Origin of the sequence: Dyella sp., assembly GCF_035508675.1 — a bacterium.
Lineage (GTDB): Bacteria > Pseudomonadota > Gammaproteobacteria > Xanthomonadales > Rhodanobacteraceae > Dyella_B.
This window is the reverse complement of the sequence record NZ_DATJMN010000232.1, coordinates 1-7,238: the sequence shown is the minus strand read 5'-3', so window position 1 is coordinate 7,238 and position 7,238 is coordinate 1. Positions and strand designations below refer to the sequence as shown.

At 66.0% G+C, this 7,238-nt stretch carries 1 protein-coding gene; it reads right to left on the bottom strand.

The window, feature by feature from the left end; all coding sequences use genetic code 11:
• Positions 1-308: 308 nt before the first annotated feature.
• A complete protein-coding gene (locus VMA74_RS12340) occupies positions 309-7,157 on the bottom strand; it encodes a polyketide synthase (protein WP_325367342.1) in 6,849 nt (2,282 codons plus the stop codon).
• Positions 7,158-7,238: the final 81 nt, after the last annotated feature.

Below are 7,238 nucleotides of genomic sequence, written 5' to 3'. Positions count from 1 at the left end.
TTTTTCTTTTCTCGTCCTGCAAGCAGGACAAGGTGGGGTGGGGTTGTTTGTGCTTTAGCGGGGCGCCTAATGCCGTCGTGACGTCCCGCTCGCTTCGCTCGCACCCCACCCTAGCCCTCCCCTGCAAGCAGGGGAGGGGACGTATCCTGGCGAGCGCGAGATCGCATGTATTTCCCCGGCATACCCGGATTCGGTACGAATCAGATCGGCTTGCCTTCCGCTCAAACTGCTCCCTCTCCTGCAAGCAGGGGAGGGGACAGGTTCTGGCGAGCGTGAGATCTGCGCGATTGACAAGAAAAGTATTCATGTCACTGAGCGCCGCCACTCACCACCATGTACTTCCCCGGCACATCCGGATTCGGCACAAACCAGGTCGGCCTGCCTTCCGCATCCTTGCCCAGCCGCGCACCGGCGACCGGCGGCTTGTCCGCATCCAGCGCGTGCGCTTCGACTTTCTTGTTGCGCGGAAGGAATTCGGCTTCCTGCAATTCCAGCACCGATTCCTTGAACGCCTTGGCGATCGCGACGAAATCTTCCTCGCGATGCGCGGTGGTAAAGAAGCAGGGGAAGTTGTCGAGAATATGGATGCCGCGGCTGCGCATCATCGCGAACAGCAGATCCTGCAGCGGGTGGTCTTCCAGGAAACTGGTTTTCCACACCGACGCAAAGTGAACCACCTTGATCGGCGCGCCCACGCCCGCGCAGAACGCATTGAGTTCCTCGGCCAGTGAAGCGGTATGCGCATTGAGCCGTTCCTGCAGCCCCGCGCCTTCCGTCTTCAGGTGATCGAGCACGGCATGCGCGGCGGCCAGGGCCAGCGGATGCCGCACGAAGGTGCCGGCGAAATAAGTGACGCCCACGGTGGGAATCGACGCGTCGCCGTATTGCCAGCCGCCGCCGTCCAGCGCGTCCATGAATTTGCGTTTGCCGGCGATGACGCCGATCGGGAAACCGCCGCCGACCACCTTGCCGTAGGAAGCCAGGTCCGCATCGATGCCAAGTACCGCTTGCGCACCGCGCGGGTGCGAGCGGAAACCGGTGACCACTTCGTCGAAGATAAGCAGCGCGCCGGCATCGCTGGTGATCGCACGCAGCTCCTGCAGGAATTCGCGCGGCTGGAAGTCGGGGCGGCGGCTTTGCACCGGCTCGACCAGCACGGCGGCGATGGTGGCGGCGCGCTCGCGGATGATCGCCAGCGATTCGGGCGTGCCGTAGTCCAGCACCAGCACATGTTCGGAGGTATTGCGCAGGATGCCCGGCGCGGCTGGCACCGAACGCAGCTTCTTGGTGCCGCGCACGATCACTTCATCGAAGATGCCGTGGTACGAACCGGTGAAGATCACCAGCGTATCGCGGCCGGTGATGGTGCGCGCCACGCGCACCGTGCCCATCACCGCTTCGGAGCCGGTATTGCACAGCGCGGCGCGATCGAAGCCGGTGAGCTCGCAGATCTGCCTGGCGACGACGCCGGCCAGCGGATGCTGCGGACCGATCTCATAGCCGGCATCGAGCTGTTTGCGCACCGCGTCCAGCACGAAATCCGGCTGCCAGCCGAACAGGTTCATGCCGAAGCCGTTCAACGCGTCGACGTATTCGTTGCCATCCAGGTCCCACACTTTCGGGCCCTTGGAACGCTCGACCACGATCTGGTAGATGATTTCCTTCAGCAGCGGCCGGAAGCCGTTGACCACGCGCGGATCGGCCAGGTGCGGGCGATGTTCCTGCGTATAGGCTTTCGATCGCTTGGTGCGTTCGATGTAGCGGCGCATGAAGGCATCCAGCCGCACGCGCTGGCGGCCGGTCAGCTCGGTCGAGCCGGAATGGATGCGCGCGATCGCACCGAACGCCTTTTTGACGTCGTAGGTGGTGTGCGCCAGCGTGGCTTCTTCGTCTGCCGGCGCATCGGCGGCAGGCGCTGCCGGTTTCGCTGCAACGGGCGCGGGCGATGCGGCCGGCGGCGCCGCCATGGGTGCCGTCGCGGCGCTGCCGGCCTGGGCGAGCAGCGCCAGTTGCTGTTGCATGATCAGCATTTGCTGCTGGATCACGTCCTGGATCAATCCACCGCTTGTCGGGAGGGACATAACCGTTACCTGGCTGGTTGCCGCGACGGGAGTGGCCGCCGCGGCGGCGGGGACTGCATCGGTCGCCGTGGCGACTGCGGCAGCCTCGGGCGGCAGCAGCCGGTCGATATGCTGGGCGAGGTTTTCGAACGAGGAACAGGATTCCATCAGCTCGCGGAACGTGATCTTCAGCGCGAAGGTCTTCTGCAGTTGCAGCGCTACCTGAGTCAGCGACAGCGAATCGAGACCGAGTTCGACGAAATGCGTCGCCGGATCCACGCCATCGAACTCGGCGCCGGCAACGTCCTCGAACAGCGCGACGAGTTGCGCGATCAGGCGCGTGGCGCGCTGAGAAGTAGCGGGTGAGGCTGGGGCCATGGTGGCCTCCGGAATGAGGTTGAGAGGTGTGGCGGACGCCGCAGCGACATCGGCGCGCAGCGGAAGCGTGACGACGTTGGATGCCGCGGCTACAGGTACTGAAGCGGCAGCCGCTGGCGCATCGATCCAGTGACGCTTGCGTTCGAAGGGGTAGGTGGGCAGGCGCACGCGATGCTTGCGCTGCCGCCGATCCAATCGATCGACGGCCACGTCGACGCCGCACGACCACAGTTGCCCGACCGCATCGAGCCAGGCGGCGCGTTCGTTCGACGGCAGGTCAGCCAGCGAGGCCAGCACGATCCGCCCACGGCTTTGCGCATGCTGCCGCGTCAGCAGGCTGAGCGTGGTGCGCGGCCCTACTTCCAGGAAAGCATGCTGCGGATCGGCCAGCAGGCTTTGCAGCGCGCTGGAAAAATGCACGGTGCTGCGCAGGTGCTGCGTCCAGTAATCGACGGACGTCGCTTCGCCGTCGCTCAGCATGCCGCCGGTCGACGTCGAGGCAATCGGCATGCAAGGCGGTGACAGTGCGATCTGTTCGACCGCCTGCCGGAACGCGGGCAACGCGGGATCCATCATGGAAGAATGGAAAGCGTGCGACGTATGCAGCATCCGGCAAGCGATGCCGGTTTGTTCCAGCTCCGCCTGGAACGCCTGCACCCGTGGCGTTTCGCCCGAGACCACGCAGGCATTCGGTGCGTTTTCCGCAGCAAGCGACAACGTAGCCGGAAGCCGCGCCAACAATTGCCTGGCGTCCATACGCACCGACAGCATCGAACCGGCCGGCAGCGCCTGCATCAGGCGGCCGCGCTTGGCCACCAGGCGCGCGCCATCGGCCAGACTCATCACGCCGGCAATCACCGCCGCGACGAATTCGCCCACGCTATGGCCGACCATGGCGGCAGGCATCACGCCGTAGCTCATCCACAACCGTGCCAACGCATATTCCATTGCGAAGATCGCCGGCTGGGTCAGCCCGGTGGCGCGCAGTGCCTCGGCATCGTCGGCAAACAGCCGCTCGCGCAGGTCGAAGCCAAGTTCGTCGCGAAGTATCTCGGCGCATTCGTCCAGCGCGGCGCGGAAGGCCGGTTCGGCGGCATGGAGCTCGCGTCCCATGCCGGCGTATTGCGAACCTTGGCCGGGGAACATGAAGACGACACCGGGTGCCGGATGCAGCGCAGTCTTCGCGGCCGGCGACTGCGCCAGTTCGCGCAAGCGTTTTGCGGCATCGTCGACGCTGTCGGCAACCATATGCATGCGTTGCGCGAAAACCTTGCGCCCCTTGCACAGCGTGAAGGCCACGTCGGCGAGGTTGGTGTCCGGCCGCGTGGAAAGATGCTCGCCCAATTGCGCCGCCGCATGGCCAAGCGCCGCCTCGCTGCGCGCGGAAAGCAGCAACAGCTGGGGACCGTTGGCGGCATCGGAAGGCTCGCGCAGCGGCGGCTCTTCCAGCACCACATGCGCGTTGGTGCCGCCGACGCCGAACGAACTGACCCCGGCACGCAGCGGACCGCCGTTCGACGTCCATGCGCGCAGGGTATCGTTGACGAAGAACGGCGAGTTGCCCAGATCGAGCTTGGGGTTGCTGGCGCGGAAGTGCAGCGACGGCGGCAAACGCCGTTCGGCCAGCGCCAGCGCGGTCTTGATCACGCCGGCCGCGCCGGCCGCCATCACCAGATGGCCGACATTGCTCTTGACCGAACCGATCGCGCAGACGCCGCGTTCGTGGGTGCTCTGACGGAATGCCTGCGTCAATCCCTCGATCTCGATGGGATCGCCCAGCGGCGTGGCCGTGCCGTGGGTTTCCACGTAGGAAATCGTCTGGGCCGACACCCCGGCGTTTTCCAGCGCCATGGTGATCACGGCCGCTTGCCCGGCGCTGTTCGGCGCGGTGAAGCTCGCCTTGAGGCCGCCATCGTTGTTCACCGCGGCGCCGCGCACGATGGCGCAGATGGGATCGCCATCACGCAAGGCGTCGGCAAGCCGTTTCAACAAAATGACCGCGGCGCCATCGCTGAATACCGTGCCCTGTGCGTCGGCATCGAAGCTGCGCGTGTGCCCATCGGGCGACAGCATCGAACCTTCCTGCGCCATGTAACCGCTGTGCGGCGGACAGGTGATCGACGAGCCGCCGGCCAGCGCCATGTCGCAGTGGCCTGCACGCAAGGCGTCGAAGGCCTGGCACAGTGCGACCAGCGACGTGGAGCACGCGGTGTTCATGCTGATCGCCGGGCCCGTAAGGTTGAGCTTGTGCGCGACGCGCGTAGCGAGATAGTCCTTTTCGTTGCCCAGCATCACCTGGAAGGCGCCGAGCTTTTCGACCAGATCCGGCCGCGTGCTGACGTGGCGCTGGAAATAGGTGGCGTTGTGCATGCCGCCGAACACGCCCACCGGTACGTCGTGTTCGTCCGGCACGTAGCCGGCGCGCTCCAGGCATTCCCAGCACAGTTCCAGGAAGATTCGCTGCTGCGGATCCATCAGCTCCGCTTCGCGCGGCGAGATGCCGAAAAAGGCGGCGTCGAAGTTCTCCACCCCGTCGATGACGCCGCGTGCCGCGACGTACGCCGGATCGTTGCGCTGTTCGGCCGGAATGCTGGCATCGAGCTGGTCGGCGCCGAAGAAAGTGATCGATTCGCGCCCGGCGCAGAGGTTTTCCCAGAACGCCTCCACATCGTTCGCACCAGGGAAGCGCCCGGCCATCGCGATGATGGCGACGGGTTCGGCGTCGGTTGGCGAGCGATGCTGCGAAAGACGCGACGCCAGCGCCGCACGCACGCCGCCGTTGTCGATCATGGCCGCAAGCGCGGCCGGCGTGGGCGTGCCGAAGAAGGCGGCGATGGTGGGCACGTCCGTCGCCAGTTCGGCATGCATGCGCGTCACCGTGCGCACGGCCAGCAGCGAGTTTCCGCCCAGCGCGAAGAAATGATCGTTGCGACCGACCCGGTCCAGCCCCAGCACGTCGGCGAACAGTTCACACAGCCGCTGCTCGGTGGGCCCGATCGCAGGCACGTAGGGATCGGCCAGATCGGGACGGCGATTGTCCGGCGCGGGCAGCGCACGGCGGTCGAGCTTGCCGTTAGCGGTGACGGGCAGGGCGTCCATCGCGATATAGATGGCTGGCACCATGAAATCCGGCAATGCACGCGCCAGATGGTCGTGCAATGTGCGTGCGCTGATCGACGCATCGTCGGCGACGTAATACACCACCAGCCGCTTGTGTCCGGGTCGGTCTTCGCGCGCGAGCACGGCGCATGCGCGCAAGCCGGGCAGACGCTGCAGGGCCGCTTCGATTTCACCGATCTCGATGCGATAGCCGCGAATCTTGATCTGGCCATCCGCGCGGCCGACGAACTCGATCACGCCTTCCGGCAACCAGCGCACCAGATCGCCGGTGCGATACAGGCGTTCGCCGCGGGCGCCGAACGGATGCGCGACAAACTTTTCGGTGGTCAATTCCGGCCGCGCCAGATAACCACGCGCGAGGCCGGCGCCGCCGATGTACAGCTCGCCGATCACGCCCACCGGCACCGGCTCGCCGCGGCTGTTCAATACGTACAGCGTGGTATCGGCGATCGGGCCGCCGATCGGGATCGAGCGACTGTCGGCATCGATAGCGCGCGGTATGCGATAGGTAGCCGAAAAGGTGGTGCACTCGGTCGGGCCGTAGCCGTTGAGGATGGTGATCTCGGGCAGGGCGGCGTAGGCCTTGCGCACATGCGCGACCGACAAGGCTTCGCCGCCGATCAGCAGTTGCTCGAGGCCGCGCAGCTTGCGCGCATCCTCGTCGACGATCGCGTTGAACAAGGCTGCCGTCAGCCACGCGATGCGCGCGCCGTGGCGTTCGATGGTGTCTTCCAGGCCGCAGCCGGTGGGAATGCGTTCACCGTGCACGATGCAGGTGCCGCCATTGAGCAGCGCACTCCAGATTTCCAGCGTCGAGGCGTCGAAGCCCAGCGGCGCCGCGTGCAACACGCGTGGCTTGGCGCTGAGGTCGACATAGCTGACATCGCGCACCAGCCGGATGATCGAACGGTGGGTGATCTCCACGCCCTTGGGCGTACCGGTGGAACCGGAGGTGTACATCACGTAGGCGAGGGCGCTCGCGTCGACGGCAGGCGGCTGGTACGCCGACGCATCGCCTTGCAGCTGATCGAGCTGCACGACGGGAACGTGGACATCGGGCAATGCTGGCGGGTTTTCGCCGGCAATGACCAGGGCGGCATGCGCATCGTTGATCACGAAGGCGAGGCGTTCTGCGGGATAGCTCGGATCCAGCGGTAGATAAGCCGCACCCGCCTTGAGGATGCCGAGTATGGCCACCAGCGCCTCGGGCGAACGTTCCAGCAATAACGCGACCGGGGCGCCGATGCCGACACCGGCCGCCATCAGGCCCGCGGCGATGCGCGCGGCGCGCGCATCCAGTTCGGCATAGGAAAGGCTGCCGTCGAGCGATTCGATCGCAGGCGAATCGGCATGCTGGCGCGCCTGTTGCGCGAACAGCGCATGCACCGTATCGGCGTCACGGCGCGGCATGGCGGTGGCGTTCCATTCGACCAGCATGCGCTGGCGTTCGCCGGGATCGCAGACATCGAACGACGACAAGTCGCTGTCGGCGGGAGCGCTTAGCCATGCCAGCGCGCGCAGCACGCCGGCGGCGAGCAGGTCGATGGCGGCGGTGGCGTAGGGGGCGCGGAACGTTACTTCCAGGTGTGCATCCTGCATGCTCCAACGGCTGTCGGCATCGAGCGATGGATCGTTGCCGGCGATCCATGCGGCGTGGGCGTTGAAGGGCGTGGCAGCGCC

What these genes read in the sequence shown, in the direction of transcription:
- VMA74_RS12340 (WP_325367342.1), bottom strand. Translation starts at nt 7,157, where the DNA reads ATGCAGGATGCACACCTGGAAGTAACGTTCCGCGCCCCCTACGCCACC.